This window comes from Pseudomonas sp. CC6-YY-74 (assembly GCF_002025205.1).
Lineage (GTDB): Bacteria > Pseudomonadota > Gammaproteobacteria > Pseudomonadales > Pseudomonadaceae > Aquipseudomonas > Aquipseudomonas paeninsulae.
Map to the genome: position 1 here is coordinate 263,819 of NZ_CP019947.1, position 21,375 is coordinate 285,193.

Below are 21,375 nucleotides of genomic sequence, written 5' to 3' on the forward strand. Positions count from 1 at the left end.
TGAGCCAGCTTTGTTTATCGATCCTGTTACGTGACCAACGGCCGCCAAAAAGTCAGGCGGGCAAATCATTCTTTTGACTGATTTGCCCGCCTGGTAAGCGCTCTAGAGTCCTGTCACTGAATAAAAATCATATCCGCTGACAGGTGCTCACTATGCTGCAAACCCGCATCATCCCGCCGGCGGCGAATGCCCATCAATATCCGCTGCTGATCAAGCGCTTGTTGCTGTCCGGCGTTCGCTATGAAAAAACCCGGGAAATCGTCTATCGCGACACGCTGCGTTATAGCTATGCGACCTTCAATGAGCGGGTTGCCCGCCTGGCCAATGCGCTGACGACGGCCGGAGTCAAGGCCGGCGATACCGTTGCGGTGATGGACTGGGACAGCCACCGCTACCTCGAGTGCATGTTCGCCATTCCCATGCTTGGCGCGGTGCTGCACACCATCAATATTCGCCTGTCGCCCGAGCAGATTCTCTACACCATGAACCACGCCGAGGATAAGTTCGTCCTGGTCAACAGTGAGTTCGTGCCCCTCTACAACGGTATCGCCGCGCAACTGACCACGGTTGAGAAAACCCTGCTGCTGACCGATGCCGAGGAGAAAACCGCCGAACTGCCGGGGCTGGTCGGCGAGTACGAGCAACTGCTGGCAGCCGCCAGTCCGAGCTATGACTTCGCCGATTTCGATGAAAACTCGGTGGCCACCACCTTCTACACCACCGGCACCACCGGTAACCCCAAGGGCGTGTATTTCACGCATCGGCAACTGGTGCTGCACACCATGGCGGCGGCTAGTGTGCTGGGCAGTCTCGACAGCGTACGCCTGCTGGGCACCAACGATGTCTACATGCCGATTACCCCGATGTTCCATGTGCATGCCTGGGGTATGCCTTATGCCGCCACCATGCTGGGTATCAAGCAGGTGTATCCAGGCCGCTACGAGCCGGAGATGCTGTGCAAGCTGATCAAGGAGGAGAAAGTCAGCTTCTCCCACTGCGTACCGACCATTCTGCAAATGCTGCTCAACACCCCGAGTGCCAAAGGCCATGACTTCGGCGGGTTGAAGATGATCATCGGCGGCAGCGCTTTGAACCGCGCCCTCTACGATGCGGCCAAGGCGCGCGGTATCCAGCTGACCGCTGCCTATGGCATGTCGGAAACCTGCCCGCTGATCTCCTGCGCGCACATCAATGACGAACTGCTGGCCGGCAGCGAAGATGAACAGATCACCTACCGGATCAAGGCCGGGGTGCCGGTGCCTCTGGTCGAGGCGGCAATCATGAGCGCCGATGGCACCATGTTGCCGGCGGACGGCGAGTCCCAGGGCGAGCTGGTGTTGCGTTCGCCGTGGCTGACCCAGGGTTATTTCCGCGAGCCGGAAAAAGGCCAGGAACTCTGGGAGCACGGCTGGCTGCACACCGGCGACGTGGCGACCATCGACGGCATGGGCTTTATCGAGATTCGTGACCGGATCAAGGACGTGATCAAAACCGGTGGCGAGTGGATCTCCTCATTGGCGCTGGAAGACCTGATCAGTCGTCATCCGGCCGTGAGTGAAGTGGCGGTGGTGGGGGTAGTGGATCCGCAGTGGGGCGAGCGGCCTTTTGCCTTGCTGGTGTTGAATGATGATCAGACCCTGGATGCCAAGGGTCTCAAGGATCACCTCAAGCCTTATGTCGAGCAGGGGCATATCAACAAGTGGGCTATCCCCACACAGATCGCGCTTGTTACGGAAATTCCCAAGACCAGTGTCGGCAAGCTGGATAAGAAACGCATTCGCTTGGATATCGCCCAGTGGCAGGCGGCCGGCAGTGCGTTTCTCTCCACCTTGTAAAGTGCGGCAGTGCTACCTCGGAAAATGACTCTACGGTCAAACAAGCGTTTGGCTTGCTAAATATTCTTTTCCAGCCATTCTAGGCCTGCGGCGGGTCGGGGAGATCCGCCGAAACCTGCGAGCCAGAGTGGCTAGGGCGGCTGCAAATCACACTTTCGAGGGATCAAGCAGTCACACTCTCTGGCTATAGTCCGCAGCATCCATAACAAAAAAGTACATGGAGTAGCGTCGATGACAAAATCAAAGCAAACCTGGCGCCTGGCAAAACTGCCGCTGGCCGTCAGCCTCGCATCCACCCTCGCCGCACCGGCATTCGGCGTGACCTTCAATATTGGTGAAATCGAAGGTCAGTTCGACTCGTCACTGTCGGTAGGTGCCAGTTGGTCTGTTCGTGGGGCGGATCCAGATCTGGTTGGTAGAGTAAATGGTGGTAAGGCTGCCTCCTCGACCAGCGACGACAATCGCCTGAACTTCAAGAAAGGTGAAACCTTCTCGAAGATCTTCAAGGGTATTCATGACCTTGAGTTGAAATACGGTGATACCGGCGTATTCGTGCGCGGCAAGTACTGGTATGACTTCGAAGCCAAGGATGAAAGCCGACTGTTCAAGGACATCGACGACCATAACCGCAAAGAAGCCGCCCAGGCCTCGGGCGCGCAAATTCTCGATGCGTTCGTCTACCACAACTACGCCATCGGCGATCAGCCGGGATCGGTGCGTTTGGGTAAGCAGGTGGTCAGTTGGGGTGAGAGCACCTTTATTCAGAACTCGATCAACTCGATCAACCCGGTCGACGCCGCTGCTTTCCGTCGCCCCGGCGCGGAGGTCAAGGAAGGTCTGATCCCGGTCAATATGTTCTATGTGGCGCAGAGCCTGACTGACAATCTCTCCATGGAGGCGTTCTATCAGCTCGAGTGGGATCAGAGCGTAGTCGATAACTGCGGTACCTTCTTCTCGACCGCCGACGTGGTGGCAGACGGTTGCGATAGAAATTTGACTGCTATTGCTACTAGTCCTGCTCAGGTCGCGGCCATTCGGGCACTGCAGCCGATTGCTGCTGCCACCGGGGCTGGCTTTGGTGTTGAAGACGAAGGCGTGGTCATCCCGCGCGGCGGCGACCGTGATGCCCGCGACAGCGGCCAATATGGTCTCGCTCTGCGTTGGCTCGGGGATAATACCGAGTACGGCGCCTACATGATGAACTACCACAGCCGTACCCCGTTCTTTAACACCAAAACCGCAGACGCCGCTACTTTAGGTGGGCTGGCAACCACACCCGGTAACTTGAGTAACCCAGCCTCTACCGCAGGTGCGCTTTGCTCTGTGTTTGGTGGTTTCCCCACCTGCGCTACTAACCCTGCTCTTGCACCGAGGTTTGCTGCGGCAGCAGGTGCCTTGGCGCCATCCGTTGCCCTGGGTAACGGTGAATACTTCCTAAGTTATCCGGAAGATATCCAGCTCTATGGCTTGAGCTTCTCGACCGTGCTGCCTACCGGAACCTCGTGGGCTGGTGAGGTCAGCTATCGTCCGAATGCGCCGATCCAGATCAACAGTACTGCTCTCAATACTGCACTGATAAATCCAATCACTGGCGGTGCAGCTGCGCCAACAATTCAAACCACGCCAGGTGCGGAAAACCAGGGTTATCGCCGCAAGGAACTGACCCAGGTGCAAACCACCTTCACCCATTTCTTCGACCGGGTATTGGGCGCTAGCCGCCTGACCGTCGTCGGTGAAGTCGGTGCCGCCCACATCGGTGGCCTTGAGCGTCGTGAGGATCTGCAATACGGCCGCGACTCCATCTATGGTGCCTACAGCGCAACCAATGACGATGGCTTCGTCACCAGCAACTCCTGGGGTTATCGCGCCCGCGCCATTCTGGACTACCCGAGCGTGTTTGCCGGCGTAAACCTCAAGCCGAGCCTGTCCTGGTCGCATGACGTAGACGGCTACGGCCCGAACGGTCTGTTCAACGAAGGCAGCAAGGCCGTCAGCTTGGGTTTGAATGCCGAATACCAAAATACTTACTCGGCTGACCTGTCCTACACCGATTTCTTCGGTGGCGACTACAACACTGCGATCGACCGCGACTTCGTTGCGCTCAGCTTCGGTATGAACTTCTAAGCGGCCAGGAATTTTGAGGAAGACTCTGTATATGAAAACAACAAAAAGTCTGTTGCAAACCGGCGCCCTGACCCTCTCGCTGCTGGCCTGCAGCGTGATGGCAGCGGTATCGCCAGAGGAGGCTGCCAAGCTGGGAACCACGCTGACGCCAGTCGGTGCCGAGATGGCAGGTAATGCGGACGGCTCGATTCCGGCCTGGACTGGCGGTTTGCCAACCAATGCCGGCACTGCCGACGCTGCCGGCTTCCTGTCCGATCCGTTTGCTAACGAGCAACCGTTGTTCACCATCACCGCGGCCAACGCCGAACAGTACAAGGACAAGCTGACTCCCGGTCAGCAGGCCATGTTCAAGCGTTACCCGCAAAGCTACAAAATCCCGGTGTACCCGACCCACCGTTCGGCGAGCATGCCGGACTTCGTGCTGGATGCGGCCAAGCGCAATGCCGTCAACACCAAGATGGTCGAAGGTGGTAACGGGCTGGAGAACTTCGAACAGGCCAACCCCTTCCCGATTCCGAAAGACGGTCTGGAAGCGATCTGGAACCATATCACCCGTTACCGTGGTGGCAGCGTCAAGCGTCTGGTGACCCAGGCGACTCCGCAGGCAAACGGCTCCTACAGCATGGTGTACTTCCAGGATGAGTTCACCTTCCGCGGTGCGCTGAAGGATGCCGACACCAGCAAGCCAAGCAACGTGCTGTTCTACTTCAAGCAGCGGGTAACCGCGCCGTCGCGTCTGGCAGGTAACGTCCTGCTGGTGCACGAGACCCTCAACCAGGTGAAGGAGCCGCGTCTGGCGTGGCTGTACAACGCCGGTCAGCGTCGCGTGCGCCGCGCACCTCAGGTGTCCTATGACGGTCCGGGTACTGCTTCCGATGGTCTGCGTACGTCCGACAACTTCGACATGTTCAACGGTGCGCCTGACCGTTACGAGTGGAAGCTGAACGGCAAGAAGGAAATCTACATTCCTTACAACGCTTACGCTTTGGACTCGCCGAAGCTGAAATATGATCAGGTCATCAAGGCCGGTCATATCAACCAGGACCTGACCCGTTACGAGCTGCACCGTGTCTGGCATGTGACTGCGACCCTGAAAGCGGGCGAGCGTCATATCTATGCCAAGCGTGACTTCTTCATCGACGAAGACACCTGGCAAGCCGCGCAAATCGACCACTACGACGGTCGCGGTAACCTGTGGCGTGTAGCGGAGGCGCATGCCCAGTATTACTACGACAAGAAAGTACCCTGGTACACCGTGGAAACCCTGTATGACCTGCAGTCCGGTCGTTACCTGGCACTGGGTATGAAGAACGAAGAGAGTCAATCCTACGAGTTCGGCTACCCGGCCAAAGAAAGCGACTACACCCCGGCCGCACTGCGTCAGGCTGGCGTTCGTTAACAGCCGTTGATGCAACAGCGAAAGCCGGCCCTTGGGCCGGCTTTCTTGTTTTGGCTATGCCCCAAATGCTGGCTGCGCTGGTCTGCGGGGCATTTCCGTGTGCCTGCCTGCTTGCCTAGGCGCTGCGCAACAGATGACAAGGGACATGGCCTTTCCTTCCCGGCCACACTCAGCGTTTGTCCACGTCGTCAGCCACTGCACGGGCCTGTAGGCGGCGCTACCTCGCGGTGATGCGGGCCGCCGGGGCGCTAAAATCAAAACATCGCCCCGAGTAGGGTCTCCTGCAAAAAACTGCGCTTACCTATGCCGCCTGACATCGTCCGGGCGAACTCGCTCAGCCTGAAGCCGAGTTGCGCGCCTGGGTAATGATTTGTTTCCGTGTGCACATCCAGGCTTCAATTCCCGCGGTTAAGTCGATAGTCTGCGGAGAGTTCGCGCCTGAACTGGCAATGTCCTAACAAGAGCCGGGTGATGACCGATCTGACGCGTATAGCACCTGAAGTTAGCGATACTGTGCCTCTGGGCGACAGTCGCTTTTTTCGTCCGCCACTGCCTACCAGCCATGTGTCACGGCCGCGTCTGTGTGAGCGGCTGGCCGAGGGTTTGGTTGGACGGCTGCTGCTGGTCAGCGCCCCTGCGGGTTTTGGCAAAAGCTCGCTGGCCAGTGAGTTTTGCCAGGCCCTGCCCGAGCACTGGCACAGCCTGTGGCTGGGTCTTAGCCCGCGTGATAGTGATCCCGGGCGTTTTCTCGAGCGCCTGCTGGCCGGCCTGCAGCAGTTTTATCCGGGCTTGGGCGAGGACGCTCAGGCCTTGCTGCGTATGCGTCAGCGGCATCAACCCTTCGCCTTCGAAGAGTGGCTCGATGGCCTGCTGGACGAGTTGGGCGAGCGCCTCGTACCGACAGCGCCCTTGTTGCTGGTGCTGGACGACTATCACCTGGCTCAGGGCGCGGTGCTCGATCGCTGCCTGCAGTTTCTGCTCAATCATTTACCCGAGGGCCTGGTCATGCTGGTGACCAGCCGCCAACGTCCCGACTGGCACCTGGCTCGTCTGCGCCTGTCTCGGCAGTTGCTGGAACTGCAGGAGCAGGACTTGCGTCTGACCGAGGACGAGACCCGCGCGCTACTCGGCAGCCAGGGGGCTCAGCTCAGTGGGCCGGTTCTGGAGGAGTGGTGTCAGCGCAGTGAAGGCTGGGTGGCCGGTTTGCGCCTGTGGCTGTTGACCCGTCAGCAGGCTGATGACGACAGTGCGGATCGGGTGCCCCAGGGCGACGAAGGATTGATCCGCGAGTACTTGCTGGAGGAAGTGATCGAGCAGCAGTCGGCCGAGGTGCAGAGCTTCCTGTTCGACACCGCCTGTCTGGAGCGTTTCTGTGTCGAGCTGTGCGATGCCTTGCGAGAGCAGCATGACAGCGCGGCGATTATCCAGCATCTGCAGACCCATCAGGTCTTTCTGGTGCCCCTGGACGAGCAGGGCCACTGGTTTCGCTACCACCACCTGTTCTCCGATCTGTTGCGCTCGCGTCCCGCTGACCAACGCAGCCAGTCCCAGGCGGCCCTGCATCTGCGGGCCTGTCGCTGGTTCAGCAGCCAGGGCCTGCATGACGAAGCGGTCGATCAGGCGTTACGTGCCGGCCAGCCGGAAGTGGCGGCCAATCTGGTGCAGAACCTGTCCGAGGAACAATTGCTCGGCGAGCAGAATGTCGCGCGTTTGCTGCGCTGGAAGATGGACCTGCCCGACAGCCTGCTGGCCAGCACGCCGCGCCTGCTGGTGTTGTATGGCTGGGCTCTGGCGCTGGCCTGCCAGTTGGATGCTGCCGATGAGCTGATCCAGCAATTGGGGCGTTTTCTGCCGGCCCCCGACGCGCAGGAACAGGATGATCTGTTGGCCCAGTGGCTGGCCTTGTCCGGCATCATCGCCCGCGTCGTGGCCAGGTGCCTGAGGCTGAGCGTTATTGCAGCGAGGCCCTGGCCCTGCTCAGCGAAAAACGCTGCGGACCGCGCCTGATGTGCTTGTTCACCCTGGCCAACCTGGCCATGACCAAGGGTGACCTGTGGCGTGCGCGAGGGCTCAATCGCGAGGCCCTGGAGCTGGCGCAGCGGCTCGATAATCCCTTGTTTGAGGGCCTGGCACATGCCGAGCGAGCACGAGTGCTGCACGCTCGTGGCGAGGTTCAACGCGCCCTGGTCGAGGTGCGCCTGGGCTTGCAGCGGTTGCAGGGGCTCTCGGCCCAGCGTGTGTATTCGGTGCGGGCGCGGCTGAATCTGTACGAGGGCTATCTGCTCAGCGTGTCGCTGCAAACCCAGGCCGCCCGCACCAAATTGCTGGCCGGGATCGGTGAGGCGCGCGAGGGCCGCGACATCAGCCTGCTGGTGGGGTATTGCGTGCTGGCGGGGGTCGAGGGGCGTGAAGGACGCCTCGGCGAGGCCTTTGCCCAATTGGCCGAAGCCGAGCGCCTGATGCATGCCTGGGACGTGCCGTCGATCTACTATCTGGCGATGATCACGGTGGTCAAATGTGAGCTGTGGTTGTCCAAGGGCCAGCTGGAATTGGCCGAAGTCTGGCTACAGCGTCTGGCCGAGACCTATTGCGGCGAAACGCCCGGCGCGGCTCCCGAGTTCCATCCGCAGTTGGCCTTGCATATCGAGTTGCAGCAAGCTGCGCTCGAGCGCTTGCAGGGGCGCCTGGAGGTTGCCGAACGGCGCCTGCGCGCACTCAGTCAGTGTGCCCAAAGCGCATCGGGTCACTTGTTCGTGGTTGCGGCCCAAGTGCAATTGGCTCTGTTGCTCAAGGCATCCGGGCGCGACCGTGAGGCTGTCAGCTGGCTGACCAGCAGCCTGGAGGCGGCGCAGGGTGGTGCTTTGTTGCCTTATCAGGAGTTGTTCGTTCACCAGCCGCAATGGCTGCGCGAGCAACTGATGGCGCACCCCGAGTGTGCCGTGGCTGGCGAGCTGCTCAAGTATCTGCCCCAGACCCAGGGAGTGGAGCTGACCAAGCGTGATAGCCAGCTGACCGAGGCCTTGAGTTCGCGTGAGTTGGCGGTATTGCAGCTGATCGCCCAGGGTTGCTCGAATCAGGAAATCAGCGATCAGCTGTTCATTTCGCTGCACACGGTGAAGACCCATGCCCGGCATATCAACAGCAAACTGGGGGTCGAACGGCGTACCCAGGCAGTGGCGCGGGCCAAGGATTTGGGGCTGTTGCGCTGAGTCGGCGGGATGATTCGTGGGTTAGGCGCATGACTGCAGGTTATTTGCTGGTGCGTAGTCGGTTACGCGGCGCGCAATTTCCGCAGTTGATGTTCAGCCTCTGCTCAGCGCCCCTAACCTGCGCGGCCCGACCCACCCTACAAAAGCTGCGTGCAACACGTAACGGGGGCATAACCTAATCCAATGGATAAGGTCCGCGCACTCCGAGCGGGCTCTGTAGATGCAGGATTGCAGGCTCGTCGCCCCAATTGCTGGGGCGTGTGGATTGTCCAGAGGGCCCCGCAGGGCTTTCAGTGGTTGGTGTTGTCCTGCTGCGCGCTCATTTCGTGCAGATACTTGCGTGACAAGGCAAGAAAGCGTGGGGTCGGGCCGATGTCTTCATAGAGCGGATTGCCTTCCTCGTCGGTGGCCACCACCTGGCTGCCTTTGACGTAGGGCAGGCTGGTTTCCAGATCTTCCAGCGCCGCGCCGATCAGCTCGCCGAGGAGTGCTTCCGGGCTGCGCTTGGGGTACATCTCGGCTAAGGCTGCCAGGCGTGCTGCCGCTTCCATGTCGAGATTGATCTGATACAGGTTGCGCGTCATACGGGCCTTGGCGTTCTGTTCCCAATGATGGACAAGTTCGCGAACTTTCATGACTACTTCGTCCTTTACCTGCTCGTGGCAGGTGGTTGTGCAATTTGTGTTCGGTCACGTCCTTTTGCGACGGGCCTGATTAGAGCCTAGACCGGACTCGCGCTCTTGTCGGTTCGGCGTCGCACGCTTGTAAGATGTTGCCGTGCTGGGCACTCTTGGGGTTCACGCTTGAGCGGAGAGTCAGTCATGGCAGAAATCGACGCGCGTTTGCGCGAGGACGTTCATCAGCTTGGCGAGCTGCTGGGTAACACTATCAGCGCCCAGCGGGGGACGGTTTTTCTCGACAAGATCGAGCGCATTCGTAAGGGCGCCAAAGCGGCGCGGCGTGGTTCGGCGGCTGGTGCCGAGCAGCTCAGCGCTGGCCTCGAACAGCTCGCCGACGACGAACTGTTGCCGGTGGCGCGGGCGTTCAACCAGTTTCTCAACCTGGCCAATATCGCCGAGCAATACCACCGCATCCGTCGTCGTGGCCCTGACGAGGCGGAGCCCTTCGAGTCGCGGGTACTGGCTGAATTGCTGCAGCGCCTGCTGGCCAGCGGCCACGGCGCCGATGCCTTGGCGCGCCAGTTCGGCCGCCTGGACATCGAGTTGGTGCTGACCGCCCACCCGACCGAAGTGGCGCGGCGTACCCTGATCCAGAAATACGATGCGATCGCCGCGCAGCTGGCGGCAGGGGATCACAGCGATCTGTCGACCGCCGAGCGCGAGCAGGTCGCCGAGCACTTGCAGCGCCTGATCGCTGAGGCCTGGCATACCGAAGAAATTCGCCGCAGCCGACCCAGTCCGGTGGACGAGGCCAAGTGGGGCTTCGCCGTGATCGAGCATTCGCTGTGGCAGGCGGTGCCGAATTTTCTGCGCAAGGCTGACCAGGCCTTGCATGAGGCCACCGGTATGCACCTGGCGCTGGACGCTGCGCCGATTCGTTTCGCTTCCTGGATGGGCGGCGACCGCGACGGCAACCCCAACGTCACTGCCGCGGTGACTCGCGAGGTGTTGCTGCTGGCGCGCTGGATGGCGGCCGACCTGTACCTGCGTGATATCGATAAACTGGCCGCCGGGCTGTCCATGCAGCAAGCCAGTCCCGAACTGCTGGCCCGGACCGGTGATAGCGCCGAGCCTTATCGCAGCCTGCTCAAACAACTGCGTGAACGCCTGCGCGCCACCCGTAGCTGGGCTCATGATTCACTGCACGGGCAGGTCGCAGCGCCAGTGGCGGTGTTGCAGGACAACCGTGAATTGCTCGAGCCGCTGGAGTGCTGCTTCCAGTCGCTGCACGCCTGCGGCATGGGCGTGATCGCCAATGGCCTCCTGCTCGATTGCCTGCGCCGCGCCGCCACTTTCGGCTTGTTCCTGGTGCGTCTGGACGTGCGTCAGGACTCCAGTCGTCACGCCGCGGCCCTCGATGAAATCACCGATTACCTGGGCCTGGGGCGTTACGCCGAGTGGGATGAGGAGACGCGGCAGCAGTTTCTCACGACTGAGCTGGACAACCGCCGACCGCTGTTGCCGAGCCACTTCAAACCCAGTGCCGACACCGCAGAGGTACTCGCCACCTGCCGTGAGGTGGCAGCCGCGCCGGCGGCCTCGCTGGGTTCCTATGTAATTTCCATGGCCGGTGCGCCTTCCGATGTGCTGGCCGTGCAACTGCTGTTGAAGGAGTCGGGGCTGTTGCGCCCGATCCGTGTGGTGCCGCTGTTCGAAACCCTCGCCGATCTGGACAACGCCGGCCCGGCGATCGACCGTCTGCTTAGCCTCAAGGGCTACCGCGCGCGCCTGCATGGTCCGCAGGAAGTGATGATCGGTTATTCCGATTCGGCCAAGGATGCCGGCACCACAGCGGCGGCCTGGGCGCAGTACCGTGCCCAGGAAAAACTGGTGCAGGTCTGTGCTGCGCAGCAGGTCGAATTGCTGCTGTTCCACGGCCGTGGCGGCACCGTCGGCCGCGGTGGCGGTCCGGCTCATGCGGCGATCCTCTCGCAGCCGCCGGGCTCGGTGGCGGGGCGTTTTCGCACCACCGAACAGGGCGAAATGATCCGCTTCAAGTTCGGCCTGCCGGATATCGCCGAGCAGAACCTCAACCTCTACCTGGCCGCGGTGCTGGAAGCCACCTTGTTACCACCGCCGACACCCGAGCCGGCCTGGTGCGAAGTGATGGACAAACTGGCCGCCGATGGCGTCACGGCCTATCGCGGTGTGGTGCGCGAGCATCCGCAGTTCGTCGAATACTTTCGCCAGGCCACGCCGGAGCAGGAACTCGGTCGCCTGCCCTTGGGCAGCCGCCCGGCCAAGCGGCGTGAGGGTGGGATAGAGAGCTTGCGGGCGATTCCCTGGATTTTCGCCTGGACCCAGACCCGTCTGATGTTACCGGCCTGGCTTGGCTGGGAATATGCCCTGAACAGCGCGGTGCAACGCGGCGAAGGTGAGTTGTTGGAGCAGATGCGCGAGCATTGGCCGTTCTTTCGCACCCGCATCGACATGCTGGAAATGGTCCTGGCCAAGGCCGATGGCGCGATTGCCCGGCTCTACGATGAGCGCCTGGTCGAGCCATCCTTGCGACCCTTGGGCGAACATCTACGCGACCTATTGTCGCAGGCTATTACAGCTGTTTTGGGTTTGACCGGTCAGTCGCAGCTGTTGGCGCACAGTCCCGAGACCCTGGAGTTCATCAGCGTGCGCAACACCTACCTAGACCCCTTGCACCTGCTCCAGGCCGAGCTGCTGGCACGCTCCAGACTGCGTGATAGCAAGGCCGACAGCCCTCTGGAGCAGGCTTTGCTGGTCAGCGTCGCGGGTATTGCCGCCGGTTTGCGCAACACCGGGTAGACGCGGCGGATCGGGCGCTGCCCGGGTGCCCTGGACGTGCTCCCGAGGCGCCCGATCGCTGCGTGATTGCGTCTGAAAGGCCCAGGTGTATCCGACTTTCGGTGACTTGTGCGGTGGGGGGGCGCTGTGTATCTTGGTCAACCTTTTGGCCACTTGGCAGCTTGCCGAGTGTTGCCGGAACCATTCTGAGATTGGCCCCATGAGGCGAGTCCGACGCTTTTTTCTTAAATCTTGAGGAGCACATCGATGCGCGTGATTCTGCTAGGGGCGCCCGGTGCCGGCAAAGGTACCCAGGCCGGTTTTATCACCAAGAAGTTTGGTATTCCACAAATCGCCACCGGCGACATGCTGCGTGCTGCAGTCAAGGCCGGTACCGAACTTGGCCTGAAAGCCAAAAGCATCATGGACAGTGGCGGTCTGGTTTCCGATGACCTGATCATCAATCTGGTCAAGGAACGCATCACTCAGCCCGATTGCGCCAATGGCTTCCTCTTCGATGGCTTCCCGCGCACCATTCCCCAGGCCGAAGCCCTGAATGACGCCGGGGTGAACATCGACTATGTCGTGGAAATCGCTGTCGACGACGAGGAAATCGTTGGTCGTATTGCCGGCCGTCGCGTGCACCCGGGCTCCGGCCGCGTCTACCACACCGAACACAACCCGCCAAAAATCGCCGGTAAAGACGATGAAAGCGGCGAAGAACTGATCCAGCGCGAAGACGACAAGGAAGCGACCGTGCGTCACCGCCTGTCGGTCTACCACTCGCAGACCAAGCCGTTGGTGGATTTCTACCAGAAGCTCGCCACAGTCAATGGCACGCCGAAATACAGCGCCATCGCCGGCGTTGGTAGCGTGGACGAGATTACTGCCAAGGTGCTCGCTGCCCTGAGTTAAGTCTCGATCCGCAGTTGTTCAACGGCCCGCTTGCGGGCCGTTGTCGTTTCTGCAACAGGCGAGCTAGGGTTCGGTTAAATCCGCGTCGTTCTCAGAACAGTAGCCTTGCTCAGGCAAGCTAGTCTCGAGTGTCTGGTCTATACCAGATAGGCTTATTTCTTCATTAGACGGAAGTAGGAGAACACATGAGAGCTATGCAGGCGTGGATGATCGGTCTGACCATGAGCGTTGCGTCCCTGGGCGCCGCCGCTACCGAACTGCATCACTGGCCCAGCGAAGCCGCCGCCCAACTCGACAGCATGATCGCCGCCAACGCCAATAAAGGCGCCTATGCGGTATTCGATATGGACAACACCACCTACCAATTCGACATCGAGGAGTCGCTGCTGCCCTACCTGGAAATGAAGGGGTTACTGACGCGCGAAAACATGGACCCCTCGCTCAAGCTGATTCCGTTCAAGGACACGCCAGCGTTCAAGGAAAGCCTCAATAGCTACTACTACCGCCTGTGCGAAGTCGACAACCTGATCTGCTATCCCTGGGTGGCGCAGATATTCTCCGGTTTCACCTTGCGTGAGCTGAAGGGCTATGTCGATGAGGTCATGGCCTATGGCAAACCGATCCCCCTCAAGTACTACGATGGCGACACGGTGGTCGAAGGCAGCGTCAATCCGCCCAAGCCCTTCGCCGGCATGCAGGAGTTGTACAACCGCCTGCAGGAAAACGGCATCGAGGTCTATGTGATCAGCGCCGCCAGCGAAGAGCTGGTGCGGATGATCGCCAGCGATCCCAAGTACGGCTACAACGTCAAGCCGGCCAACGTCATCGGCGTCAACATGCTGCTCAAGGACCGCAAAAGCGGCGCGCTGACCACCTCGCGCCTGCAGGTGCAGAAGGGTAGTTATGATCCGGCGAACAACCTCGACCTGGAAGTGACGCCGTTCCTGATGAACCCGATGACCTGGTACGAGGGCAAGCTCGGTACCATTTTCGGCTGGATCGACCAGTGGAAGATGCCGGTGCTGGTAGCGGGCGACACGCCGCTGTCCGATGGCTACATGCTGTTCAACGCGACCGACACCACTAAGGGTGGGCTGCGGGTCTGGGTCGATCGCAAGGCCAAGTACACCCAGCAGGTCAAGGATTGGCAGGCCTCTGCGGCCAAGCGCCAAGGCGAACTGGGCTTGCCGGTGAATGCCGACAAAAACTGGATCGTGGTCACGCCCGAGCAACTGCACTAAGGCCTGTCGGGCTGGCCTGCGGACTGGTTTCGTTGTCCGGGCGCCGCAATGGTGGCCCGGACAGCTGGCAAAAATGCCGCTAAACCGTTTTAATGCCCGCCCACTCGCTAACCTGTCCGAATCCCAATGACCACTCTGCTGGCCCTGGATACCGCTACCGAAGCCTGCTCCGTCGCCTTGTTGCATGACGGCAAGGTAATCAGCCATTACGAGGTGATTCCGCGCCAGCATGCCCAGCGCTTGTTGCCGATGATCCAGGATCTGCTGGCCCAGGCCGGTGTGCCACTGTCGGCGCTGGATGCAATTGCCTTCGGCCGTGGTCCGGGGGCCTTTACCGGCGTGCGTATCGCCGTCGGCGTGGTGCAAGGCCTGGCCTTTGCCCTGGATCGTCCGGTGGTGCCGGTGTCCAACTTGGCGGTCCTGGCCCAGCGCGCGCAGCGCGAGCACGGCGCCACACAGGTGGCTGCGGCCATCGACGCGCGTATGGATGAGATCTACTGGGGCTGCTATCGCAGCGACAACGGGGAAATGCGCCTTGCCGGAGGCGAAGTGGTGTTGCCGCCCGAACGGGCCGTTTTGCCGCAAGACGCCACGGGTGACTGGTTCGGCGCCGGCACCGGCTGGGGCACGTTCGCCGCGCGCATCCCGCTGACCCCGTATGCACAGGATGGTGCGCTGCTGCCGCATGCCGAAGACCTGCTCAGCCTGGCGCGCTTTGCCTGGGCGCGGGGGGAGGCAGTGGTAGCCGATGAGGCCCTGCCGGTGTACCTGCGCGACAAGGTCGCCACGCCGAAAGCGCCGCAGTAAAGGGCTCTATCTCAACTCGTGGTGCGCGGTTAATCGCCAAGGCGCGCCGTTTGTCGGGACCAGCTCGCTGTTTTGCCTAGATACTCTGCGTCGCTCCGTTCCACGATCAATTGCCAATCCGCCTGGGCGGGGCTAAATTGCAGGTACTTCCACCCATTTGACTGACCACTGCCGAGCAGTAATAGATGCGCATCGACGGCTCCATACCTTCCTACTCGCCAGATCGCGGGCCTCGTTCGGGCACGGCGGTTACGCCGTTTCGCGAAGCCCAGCGCGAGATAGAGCAGCGTCGTGAGCAACCGGCAGCCCCGGCGAGCAGTCAGGGTTTCGAGCAAACAGCGCAAACCCGTCGGGTACAGGCTGCCAACGCCAGCACCGACAACCTGCCGGTACGGGCGCAGAACCTTGCCTACCAGCCAGGCGTCAGCAATCGCGCGGCCCAGGCGATTGCCAGTTACAGCGCCACCGCTACCTACGCCAGCGAGCCTGGCGCCCAGGAAATACTGGGCCTTGATCTCTACGCCTGATAACGAACTCTGATGCGCCCCTACTTTCTTGGCTGCCCATCCTGGAGCGAGCCGGCTTGGCGTGGTTCGCTGTATCCGGATAGTGCCCGCCCGGCGGACTTTTTGCCGCGCTACGCCGAAGTCTTCAATGCGGTCGAGGGCAACACCACTTTCTATGCGCGACCCTCGGCCGCTACGGTTGCCCGTTGGGCTGCACTGATGCCCGCGCACTTTCATTTTTGCGCCAAGCTGCCGCGCGATATCAGCCATGCCGGGGATTTGCGCGAGCAACTCGCCGCCAGTGACGACTTTCGCCGCCTGCTGGCGCCCTTGGGCGCGCGGGTGGCGCCAATCTGGTTGCAGTTGCCCGCCAGCTTCGGCCCGTCGCGTCTCGCTGAATTGAGCGCCTTTATCGAACACTGGTCCGGCAGTGGACTGGCCGTCGAGGTGCGTAATCCAGCCTTCTTCGCCAAGGGTGAAGAGGAACGGGCGCTCAATCGCCTGCTGCTGGAGCGGGGCATCGAGCGGATCTGCCTGGATGCGCGGCCTTGTTCAGTTGTGTCTCGCAGGAGCCGGCGCTGCTGCATGCCCAGGCGAAGAAGCCGCGCCTGCCGATCCGGCCAACGGCGTTCAGTCAGGCGCCGCAGCTGCGCTTTATCGGCCACCCCGAACTCGTTGCCAACGACCGCTTCATGGCGCCCTGGCTGGACAAGGTTGCCGGCTGGATCGAGGAGGGGCGCACGCCTCACGTGTTCCTGCACACCTTCGATAACCGTCTGGCGCCGCAGTTGGCGCGACGCTTTCACAACCAATTGCGGCAGCGGCTACCCGATTTGCCGGCATTGCCCGAGCCCGTGGTCGAGCCCGTGCTGGAGCAACTGGGCCTGCTCTGATTGGCAGCCCTGCATGAAAGGCGGTAAACCCGCATGGATCCTGAATCGAGGCCTTGCCTAGCTAGATCGCTAGACGACTGGTCTATTTAAAGTGTAGGGTTGCCACCATGAAAAGCGCTTACGACGATACTCGCCAACACCTGCTCGACACCGGTCACCGCATCATGGCCGCCAAGGGCTTCAGCGGTGTGGGCCTGAATGAGATCTTGCAGACCGCCGGCGTGCCTAAGGGCTCGTTCTATCACTACTTCAAATCTAAGGAGCTGTTCGGTCAGGCCTTGCTCGAGGACTATTTCAAGAAGTACCTGGAACAAGTGGAGCAGCGCTTCTCACCCAGCGGGCAGTCGGCCCGCGAGCGGTTGATGGGTTACTGGCAGCAGTGGTTGGACAGCTATTCAGGCCCTTGCAGTCAACAGCAGTGCCTGGTGGTCAAGCTGAGCGCCGAGGTCGCCGACCTCTCCGAAAGTATGCGCATCACCTTGCGCGATGGTACGGACCGGATCATCGCCAGCCTCGCCGGCTGCATCGAGGCCGGCAAACAGGATGGCTCACTGATAGATAGCGAGCCCCGGCAGACCGCCACCCTGCTGTACCAGTTGTGGCTGGGCGCCAGTCTGCTGGCCAAGCTGCACCGCAACAGCCTGCCAATGGAGCAGGCGATGAGCATGACGCACAAGCTGCTCGATTAACCATTCGCCGCACCCGTACCCGCCAGCATGGCGGGTATCTTTGGTGTCGCCTCTAGTCGACTGGTCTAATTATTTAACGTAAGTATCGAACGTATTCGGCCCATCAAGGATCTCACTACTTATGCTCAACTTCGATTTCTACAACCCCACCCACATCAGCTTCGGCGAAGGCCGCATCGCCGAACTGGATCGCCTGATCCCGGCCAATGCGCGGGTGCTGGTGTTGTTTGGCGGCCACAGCGCCCAGCGTACCGGGACCCTGGGCGAAGTGCAGGCTGCGCTGGCGGATCGCGAGGTACTGCTGTTTGGCGGTATCGAGCCCAACCCCGGTTACGAAACCCTGATGGAAGCGGTGGCGCTGGTGCGCCGTGAGGCTGTGGACTTCCTGCTGGCGGTGGGCGGCGGTTCGGTGATCGATGGCACCAAGTTTGTCGCGGCTGCTGCCAACTATGCCGGCGAGCCGTGGGAGATCCTCCAGAGTCACGGCGGCAAGGTCACTCAGGCATTGCCCTTCGGCGCGGTGCTAACCCTGCCGGCAACCGGCTCGGAGATGAATAACGGCGGCGTGGTCACCCGCAAGTCGCTGCAGGCCAAACTGCCGTTCCGGAACAAGTTGCTGTTTCCGGTGTTCTCGATTCTCGACCCGAGCAAAACTTTTACCCTGCCGGAACGCCAGGTGGCCAATGGTGTGGTCGATGCGTTTGTACATGTGGTCGAGCAGTACCTGACTTACCCGGCCGATGCCCCGGTGCAGGATCGCTTCGCCGAAGGCCTGCTGCTGACGCTGATCGAACTCGGCCCCAAGGCGTTGAGTCAGCCGCAGGATTACCAGGTACGCGCTAACCTGATGTGGGTGGCGACCCTGGCGCTCAATGGTCTGATCGGCGCGGGCGTGCCGCAAGACTGGGCCACGCACATGATCGGTCATGAAATCACCGCGTTGTATGGTCTCGATCATGCGCAGACCCTGGCCGTGGTACTGCCGGTCATGTTGCAGCAACGCCGCGCAGCCAAGCACGCCAAACTGTTGCAATACGCCGAACGGGTTTGGGGCTTGAGTAGCGGCAGCGAAGCGCAGCGCATCGACGCGGCCATCGTGCGTACCCGGGATTTCTTCGAGTCCCTCGGGGTGAAAACCCGCTTGGGCGATTACCAACTGGGGCAGGAAGTGATCGAACCCTTGATCGCTCAACTCGAGGCACATGGCATGACCCGCCTGGGCGAGCACCGCGATGTCACCCCGGCCATCAGCCGCCAGGTGCTGCAAGCCTGCCTTTAATTCATTGCATTCGACGGAGTAGAACAATGACCCAGACCCAAGCAATCAACCGCCAAGTCGTGCTGGCCTCGCGCCCGTATGGCGCCCCCACGGCAGACAACTTCCGGATGGAGCAAGCGGCTATGCCCGCGCCGGCTGACGGCGAAGTGCTGCTGCGCACCGTCTACCTGTCGCTGGACCCCTATATGCGCGGTCGCATGAGCGACGCACCCTCCTATGCGGCGCCGGTCGAGGAAGGCGGGGTGATGGTGGGCGCGACCGTGAGTCGGGTGGTGGCGTCCAAGCACCCGGACTATCAGGTCGGTGACTGGGTCCAGGCCTACGCCGGCTGGCAGGACTACGCGCTCTCCGACGGTACTGGCCTGACTCACCTCGGCGCCACGCCGGAAAATCCAGCCTATGCCCTAGGCATTCTCGGTATGCCGGGCTTCACCGCCTACATGGGTCTGCTGGACATCGGTCAGCCCAAGGCGGGCGAGACCCTGGTGGTCGCGGCGGCCACCGGGCCGGTCGGCGCCACAGTCGGGCAGATCGGCAAGCTCAAGGGCTGTTACGTGGTCGGCGTGGCCGGCGGCCCGGAGAAGTGTCAGCATGCGGTTGAGGTACAGGGCTTCGATGCCTGCATCGACCACCGTGCGCCGGACTTTGCCGAGCAACTGGCCAAGGCCTGCCCGCAGGGCATCGATATCTATTATGAAAACGTCGGCGGCAAGGTCTTCGATGCGGTGCTGCCGCTGCTCAATACCTCGGCACGCATACCGGTGTGCGGCCTGATCGCCCACTACAACGCCACGGCACTGCCGGATGGGCCCGACCGCATGGCGTTGCTGATGCGCACGGTGCTGACCAAGCGCCTGAAGATTCAAGGCTTCATCATCTTCGACGATTACGCGCACCGTTATGGCGAGTTCGCCCAGGACATGGGCGCTTGGCTCGCGTCTGGCCAGATCAACTACCGCGAAGACCTGGTGGACGGTCTGGAGCAAGCGCCACAGGCCTTTATCGGTCTGCTCGAAGGCAAGAACTTCGGCAAGCTGGTGATCCGCGTTGGCGCCGATAACTAACCCGTAGACAGGAGAGCACAGCATGAAGATTCTGATGGTTTTGACGTCCCACGATCAGCTGGGCAACACCGGCAAGAAGACTGGCTTCTGGCTGGAGGAGTTCGCCGCGCCCTATTACGTGTTCAAGGATGCCGGCGCCGAGCTGACCCTGGCCTCGCCCAAGGGCGGTCAGCCGCCGCTGGACCCGGTGAGCGATGTAGCCGACGCGCAAACGGCCGCCACCGAGCGTTTTCGCGCCGATCCCGAAGCCGAGGACGCGTTGGCCACTACCCTGAAATTGGCGGACATCCGCGCCGATGACTATGACGCGGTGTTCTATCCGGGCGGCCACGGTCCACTCTGGGACCTGGCCGAAGATGCCCACTCCATTGCCCTGGTCGAAGCCTTCTATGCTGCCGGCAAGCCGGTCAGCGCGGTGTGCCATGCGCCGGCTATCTTCCGCCATACCAAGGGCGCCGATGGCCAGCCACTGGTCAGCGGCAAGCGCGTCACCGGCTTCAGCAATAGCGAGGAAGCCGCGGTGCAGCTGACCGATGTGGTGCCGTTCCTGGTCGAGGATATGCTCCAAGCCAACGGCGGCCAGTACGCCAAGGCGGACGACTGGCATACCTACGTGGTCACCGATGGCTTGCTGATTACCGGGCAGAACCCGGCCTCGTCCGAATACGCGGCCAAGGCGCTGCTCGCGCTGCTCGAGCAGCTTTAATCCCCTAGCGGCTGCGCGTCAGCAACTCGCGCGGACCGCTAGTACGCCACTTCGACACGGCCTTTGACCCGGGTGCAACAGCTCAGCACATAACCCTCGGCGATCTCCTCCTCGGAGATGCCGCCGTTGTGCTGCATGGCCGTCTCACCGGTCACTACGCGCACCTTGCAGGTGCCGCAGATGCCCATACCGCAGGCTTTGGGGATGGTCAGGCCGGCGCTGGCGGCGGCCTCGTAGAGGGTCGTGCCAAGCTCGGCCTGCACCGATTTGCCGGAGTCGCTGAAGGTCACCCAATGGTTGACCTGGGGCTCTTCGGCCTGGGCCAAGGCCACGGCGGCCTGTTCCTCGGCACTGGCGATGTCCTCCTCTGGCGTCGCACCGAAGGACTCCTCGTGATAGCGCGACAGGTCGTAGCCGGCCTCGGCGAGGAGGCGGCGCACGGCTTTCATGTAGGGCGCCGGCCCGCAGCAGAACACCTCGCGCTCGAGGAAGTCCGGGGCGATCAGCTGCAGCATCTCGCGACTGAGAAAGCCGCGGTAGCCAGCCCAGATCTGCCCGGTTTCGTTGCGCTCGCAGATCAGGTGCAGCTTGAAGTTGTCGATGCGCGTGGACATGTAGTCCAGCTCGGCGCGGTAGATGATATCGGCCGGGGTGCGCGCGCTATGGGCGAAGACCATGTCGACTTCGCTGTTGGTGTTGAACAGCCAGCGCGCCATGGACATCACCGGGGTGATGCCGACGCCGCCGGAGAGCAGCAGCACCTTGTCGGCCGGGTAGTCGATGCAGTTGAACTGGCCGACCGGGCCGTGCACGGCGATCGGCTCGCCTTCCTTGAGGTGCTCGTGCAGCCAGTTGGAGACCCTTCCGCCCGGCACGCGCTTGACCGTGATGGAAAAGCTGTAGGGAATCGAGGACGCGCTGGAGATGGTATAGGAGCGCATCACCTGCTCGCCGTCGATCTCCAGTTCCAGGGTGACGAACTGCCCCGGCTTGAAAAAGAACAGCACCGGCTCCTGCATGCTGAAGCAGTAGGTGATGACGTCCGCCGTTTCCTTGATGACCTTGAGGCAGCGCACCAGGTGGCGGCCGTTGGCCCAGGTCTGGGTGCTGACCGGGTTGAGGTATTCACTGCTGGTGAGGCTGTTCATGAGCGTTTCTCGGCAATAGGGACGAACCCCCTCACCGTCGAAATACGGGGAGGGGGCTCGGTTGGTCATGAAGGCTTCGGCCGGTTCAGCGGCCGAGCTGCGCTTGCCCTGTGTAACGACCTG

14 protein-coding genes and 2 pseudogenes are annotated in these 21,375 nt (G+C 61.6%); 14 read left to right on the top strand and 2 right to left on the bottom strand.

The window, feature by feature from the left end; translation table 11 throughout:
* The first annotated feature begins 152 nt into the window (after positions 1-152).
* The 4 genes and pseudogenes from B2D37_RS01265 (at position 153) to B2D37_RS01280 (ending at position 8,567) form a co-directional block, all read left to right on the top strand.
* The gene (locus B2D37_RS01265; protein WP_079201021.1) at positions 153-1,835 is read left to right on the top strand and encodes a fatty acid--CoA ligase; all 1,683 of its coding nucleotides are present in this window, start codon (positions 153-155) and stop codon (positions 1,833-1,835) included.
* Positions 1,836-2,066: 231 nt separating this feature from the next.
* Positions 2,067-3,959 (top strand): DUF1302 domain-containing protein, encoded by a 1,893-nt coding sequence (locus B2D37_RS01270; protein WP_079201022.1) that lies wholly within the window; start codon positions 2,067-2,069, stop codon positions 3,957-3,959.
* Positions 3,960-3,990: 31 nt separating this feature from the next.
* On the top strand, positions 3,991-5,358 hold the full coding sequence (locus B2D37_RS01275; protein WP_079201023.1) for a DUF1329 domain-containing protein: 1,368 nt from the start codon (positions 3,991-3,993) through the stop codon (positions 5,356-5,358).
* 471 nt (positions 5,359-5,829) lie between these two features.
* Positions 5,830-8,567, top strand: a pseudogene (locus B2D37_RS01280) (LuxR C-terminal-related transcriptional regulator).
* Between the two features lie 290 nt (positions 8,568-8,857).
* Here B2D37_RS01280 and B2D37_RS01285 read toward each other — a convergent pair.
* On the bottom strand, positions 8,858-9,202 hold the full coding sequence (locus B2D37_RS01285; RefSeq protein ID WP_079201024.1) for a pilin assembly protein: 345 nt from the start codon (positions 9,200-9,202) through the stop codon (positions 8,858-8,860).
* Positions 9,203-9,388: 186 nt separating this feature from the next.
* On the opposite strand from B2D37_RS01285, the gene ppc reads away from it, so the two are divergent.
* From ppc to B2D37_RS01335, 10 genes and pseudogenes are all read left to right on the top strand, one after another.
* Complete coding sequence (gene ppc / locus B2D37_RS01290; protein ID WP_079201025.1) at positions 9,389-12,025, top strand: phosphoenolpyruvate carboxylase; 2,637 nt, start codon at positions 9,389-9,391, stop codon at positions 12,023-12,025.
* Between the two features lie 246 nt (positions 12,026-12,271).
* Positions 12,272-12,919, top strand: coding sequence for an adenylate kinase (gene adk / locus B2D37_RS01295; protein ID WP_079201026.1), 648 nt, complete (start codon positions 12,272-12,274; stop codon positions 12,917-12,919).
* A 185-nt stretch (positions 12,920-13,104) separates the two neighbouring features.
* On the top strand, positions 13,105-14,160 hold the full coding sequence (locus B2D37_RS01300) for a phosphorylcholine phosphatase (protein WP_079201027.1): 1,056 nt from the start codon (positions 13,105-13,107) through the stop codon (positions 14,158-14,160).
* Positions 14,161-14,286: 126 nt separating this feature from the next.
* Entirely contained in the window at positions 14,287-14,967 is a 681-nt protein-coding gene (gene tsaB, locus B2D37_RS01305) for a tRNA (adenosine(37)-N6)-threonylcarbamoyltransferase complex dimerization subunit type 1 TsaB (RefSeq protein WP_079201028.1), read from the top strand.
* A 185-nt stretch (positions 14,968-15,152) separates the two neighbouring features.
* Positions 15,153-15,494 carry a hypothetical protein gene (locus tag B2D37_RS01310; RefSeq protein ID WP_079201029.1) on the top strand — a complete coding sequence of 114 codons (342 nt, stop codon included), beginning with the start codon at positions 15,153-15,155 and terminating at the stop codon, positions 15,492-15,494.
* A 12-nt stretch (positions 15,495-15,506) separates the two neighbouring features.
* A pseudogene (locus tag B2D37_RS01315) lies at positions 15,507-16,366 on the top strand (DUF72 domain-containing protein).
* Between the two features lie 107 nt (positions 16,367-16,473).
* On the top strand, positions 16,474-17,055 hold the full coding sequence (locus tag B2D37_RS01320) for a TetR/AcrR family transcriptional regulator (protein ID WP_079201030.1): 582 nt from the start codon (positions 16,474-16,476) through the stop codon (positions 17,053-17,055).
* Between the two features lie 121 nt (positions 17,056-17,176).
* Positions 17,177-18,334, top strand: coding sequence for an iron-containing alcohol dehydrogenase (locus tag B2D37_RS01325; RefSeq protein ID WP_079201031.1), 1,158 nt, complete (start codon positions 17,177-17,179; stop codon positions 18,332-18,334).
* 26 nt (positions 18,335-18,360) lie between these two features.
* The gene (locus tag B2D37_RS01330; RefSeq protein WP_079201032.1) at positions 18,361-19,398 is read left to right on the top strand and encodes an NADP-dependent oxidoreductase; all 1,038 of its coding nucleotides are present in this window, start codon (positions 18,361-18,363) and stop codon (positions 19,396-19,398) included.
* A gap of 22 nt (positions 19,399-19,420) precedes the next feature.
* Positions 19,421-20,104 carry a type 1 glutamine amidotransferase domain-containing protein gene (locus B2D37_RS01335; protein WP_079201033.1) on the top strand — a complete coding sequence of 228 codons (684 nt, stop codon included), beginning with the start codon at positions 19,421-19,423 and terminating at the stop codon, positions 20,102-20,104.
* Between the two features lie 38 nt (positions 20,105-20,142).
* Here B2D37_RS01335 and B2D37_RS01340 read toward each other — a convergent pair whose 3' ends face one another.
* Positions 20,143-21,252 carry a hybrid-cluster NAD(P)-dependent oxidoreductase gene (locus B2D37_RS01340; protein WP_079201034.1) on the bottom strand — a complete coding sequence of 370 codons (1,110 nt, stop codon included), beginning with the start codon at positions 21,250-21,252 and terminating at the stop codon, positions 20,143-20,145.
* Between the last annotated feature and the right edge of the window lie 123 nt (positions 21,253-21,375).

Bases quoted from the DNA above. Each gene is read 5' to 3' on its own strand.
- B2D37_RS01265 (WP_079201021.1), top strand. From the start codon at position 153: ATGCTGCAAACCCGCATCATCCCGCCGGCGGCGAATGCCCATCAATAT.
- B2D37_RS01270 (WP_079201022.1), top strand. From the start codon at position 2,067: ATGACAAAATCAAAGCAAACCTGGCGCCTGGCAAAACTGCCGCTGGCC.
- B2D37_RS01275 (WP_079201023.1), top strand. From the start codon at position 3,991: ATGAAAACAACAAAAAGTCTGTTGCAAACCGGCGCCCTGACCCTCTCG.
- B2D37_RS01285 (WP_079201024.1), bottom strand. From the start codon at position 9,202: ATGAAAGTTCGCGAACTTGTCCATCATTGGGAACAGAACGCCAAGGCC.
- ppc (WP_079201025.1), top strand. From the start codon at position 9,389: ATGGCAGAAATCGACGCGCGTTTGCGCGAGGACGTTCATCAGCTTGGC.
- adk (WP_079201026.1), top strand. From the start codon at position 12,272: ATGCGCGTGATTCTGCTAGGGGCGCCCGGTGCCGGCAAAGGTACCCAG.
- B2D37_RS01300 (WP_079201027.1), top strand. From the start codon at position 13,105: ATGAGAGCTATGCAGGCGTGGATGATCGGTCTGACCATGAGCGTTGCG.
- tsaB (WP_079201028.1), top strand. From the start codon at position 14,287: ATGACCACTCTGCTGGCCCTGGATACCGCTACCGAAGCCTGCTCCGTC.
- B2D37_RS01310 (WP_079201029.1), top strand. From the start codon at position 15,153: ATGCGCATCGACGGCTCCATACCTTCCTACTCGCCAGATCGCGGGCCT.
- B2D37_RS01320 (WP_079201030.1), top strand. From the start codon at position 16,474: ATGAAAAGCGCTTACGACGATACTCGCCAACACCTGCTCGACACCGGT.
- B2D37_RS01325 (WP_079201031.1), top strand. From the start codon at position 17,177: ATGCTCAACTTCGATTTCTACAACCCCACCCACATCAGCTTCGGCGAA.
- B2D37_RS01330 (WP_079201032.1), top strand. From the start codon at position 18,361: ATGACCCAGACCCAAGCAATCAACCGCCAAGTCGTGCTGGCCTCGCGC.
- B2D37_RS01335 (WP_079201033.1), top strand. From the start codon at position 19,421: ATGAAGATTCTGATGGTTTTGACGTCCCACGATCAGCTGGGCAACACC.
- B2D37_RS01340 (WP_079201034.1), bottom strand. From the start codon at position 21,252: ATGAACAGCCTCACCAGCAGTGAATACCTCAACCCGGTCAGCACCCAG.